Below are 2,684 nucleotides of genomic sequence, written 5' to 3'. Positions count from 1 at the left end.
AAAAAATAAACTCATAAATATTTTTTCTAATACATCTACAACAATTGCATTTCCTGCTTGTTTATATAATTGGGTGTTACTGCACACCCTTTGTGCTTTTTCAAAATCCTCATCTTTAATTCCCATCAATCTCCAGCACTCTTTTGGTGTCAGTTTTCTAATTCTAAAATCTTGGTTATTATTCTCTATGACTCTTTTATCTCCACCAGAGTTGATTGTTCTGGTAGTTCCACAGTTATTATCTTTAAAGAATCTTAACCCCTCATCTCTTCTTTCTTCACAAACAACTTTATATAGATAACTATTGCCACCGATACCCCCAACAAGCTTTAGCTTATCATCTACAACATGAGGTTCTCTGTTTCCTCCACCCATAGTAGTTAAACTTGGAGCTAATCCATTATCATCATAAACTCTGAATATACTAGAATTACTTCTTGTGTTAGTATCATATTGACCTATCTGCTTAACTTTAACACACTTAGGGTCTTTGAAATCTCTAGCACACAGAGTATCACGCCAGTCTTTTTCTTGTATTGATTTCTTTTTAGAGTTAAATGTTGAGAACTTAATCTTATCTATCTGTTCTTGAGATAAATAGAATTTCTCATCTACAGTATCTTCTAATAAATCTCTCATTCTTAATTTTAGAGGGAATTTTTCTGGGAACTTATATGGTGTGTGTTCACCTAATATACTTACACAAAAAACTCTTTCCCTATTTTGTGGGATTCCATAATCTTTAGCATTAAGAACTTTCCAATAATTTGTGTACCCCATATCCTCTAATATCTTTAGCCATTCTTCAAAATCACTTTTGAATTTCTTACCAACTAAATTCTTTACATTTTCCATTAAAAGATATTTTGGTTTCTTCTCACTTATTATTTTCTCACAATCCCATAGAAGTCCAGACCTTGTATTTGAGTTTTTATCTAACCCTTTTAATTTCCCTGCAACCGATATATCTTGACAAGGGAAACTATATGTAAACAAATCACAATCTGGAATATTTTTGACATCAACTTTAGTTATATCACCTAAATTTAATATTTTATCATCATTAAAAATAGCCTGATATGACTTGATTGCAAACTTATCAATTTCAAAGATACCTACAACCTCATGCTCTATGCCTGTTTTTTTTAGAGCCATTCTTTGAGTTCCTATGCCACTGAACGCCTCTATAACTCTTAAAATATATAATCACCCTCCTTAAAATATTAATTTCATCTTATATCACTCTACACACAGAAGATAAATTCTTATCATATTCTCCTTCATTTATAAAATTGATTCCATTCTTTATGTCTTTTGCCACCTCAATAGCTGTCTCTTCATTTTTAAAGAGATGCTGAAAAACATTATTATCAAAGGATGTAACTGAACCTCTCACAAATAATTCTTTATCGTTCAATGTTGGGTAATAAGTAGATGAAATATTTATCTTGTCTCCCTCGTATAAGATTCCAATCTCTCTCAAACTATCATCTATATGGAACACTTTTCCAAATAATAAATTTCCATATCTAAATAATTCTATTTCTATCTTTTTGCTCATTATATATCCTCCTACATCTATTCCTGTTTCTTGTTAAAATGGAAGTTCATCATCATCTATTGCATTAAAACTATCTGGAGTTAAGTCTTGTTCCTCTTTATATGTAGACTTTTTAAAACCTATATCCTCAAGTGTTAAAGCAGTTTCTATTGAACCCTCTGAATACCCTCTTAAATCACAAATCCTTACAAATTTTCTCTCTTTTTCACCAATGCCTTTTCCTTTACTTACCTTTATCCCTTCAAAAGTATCAATACCTAATTCTATTCTTATCTTTTCATCTTCAGTCAACATATCTTCTGTAAACTCAACCTCTTGAGTTCCATTGATTGCTTCTACCCTTATTCCAACTTTTCTAAGATATTCAGTACCATTTCTGTACATATTTTTATATACACTGTAAGCCCTATCAGGCATAGAGCCTAATGGTAATTCAATTTTCATTGTTATAGGTCTATATCCGTCTTTCGTTCTCTCTACAGATTCACCCTCTAAAATTGCCACATCATCATACCTATTAATACAATTTTCTAATAAATATAATTTTAAATTTAATGTGCAAGAGTCCTCAGTCTCAAATGGGACTTCCACTATATGCCTAGGGATATATTTTGTTATAACTCTCTCTTGACCTGCTTTGTCTATATATGTATCATGTTTTACATTACCTGTTATCTTATATTTTCTCCCTTTATACTTCTCTGTTGTAAACATTGACTTTATTTTTTCTATAAAATCAATCCCATGGGCAAATTTAATTTTATCACTCCCAATTTCTTGATATGAATTATGGTTAAATCCTAAATCTCCTGTATCAACGTTTATTCTATCCTTAAATGGTATTTTTTTGCTACTTCCATCCTTATTAAATAAAGAAATTAGAGTATTGGAATCCTTGGGTTTAAACTCAACAGATTCCAAAAAATGCCTATTATTTCCACATCTTATAGAATATTTTATTTTAATAACATCATATAACCCCTTAGTTATATATTCCTCGTAAAAATCCTCATTTTTGTTTAATGTTCCAATAAATGTGAATGAATTGAAACTCGAAATATTATCTGCCATATACTTTCTCCTTTGCTTATATTTTTAATTTGTATTTTAAAAGTCTAAAAAA

The 2,684-nt window shown here is 30.1% G+C and carries 3 protein-coding genes; all 3 read right to left on the bottom strand.

Features of this window, described 5'->3' with window-relative positions; genetic code table 11:
- Positions 1-1,188 (bottom strand): DNA cytosine methyltransferase (locus tag F823_RS10795; protein ID WP_276324263.1); only part of this gene is annotated, 1,188 nt, incomplete at its 3' end.
- Positions 1,189-1,234: 46 nt separating this feature from the next.
- Positions 1,235-1,561: a hypothetical protein gene (locus F823_RS0110285; protein WP_019595770.1), complete on the bottom strand. Its 327-nt coding sequence runs from the start codon at positions 1,559-1,561 to the stop codon at positions 1,235-1,237.
- 33 nt (positions 1,562-1,594) lie between these two features.
- Complete coding sequence (locus F823_RS0110280) at positions 1,595-2,632, bottom strand: hypothetical protein (RefSeq protein ID WP_019595769.1); 1,038 nt, start codon at positions 2,630-2,632, stop codon at positions 1,595-1,597.
- Positions 2,633-2,684 lie beyond the last annotated feature (52 nt).

The sequence above is a fragment of the Peptostreptococcus anaerobius VPI 4330 = DSM 2949 genome (assembly GCF_000381525.1).
Classification (GTDB): Bacteria; Bacillota; Clostridia; order Peptostreptococcales; family Peptostreptococcaceae; genus Peptostreptococcus; species Peptostreptococcus anaerobius.
The sequence above is the reverse complement of the archived record's forward strand: the minus strand, read 5'-3'. Positions and strand labels throughout refer to the sequence as shown.

Coding starts and splice junctions, on each gene's coding strand:
- F823_RS0110285 (WP_019595770.1), bottom strand. CDS start 1,561: ATGAGCAAAAAGATAGAAATAGAATTATTTAGATATGGAAATTTATTA.
- F823_RS0110280 (WP_019595769.1), bottom strand. CDS start 2,632: ATGGCAGATAATATTTCGAGTTTCAATTCATTCACATTTATTGGAACA.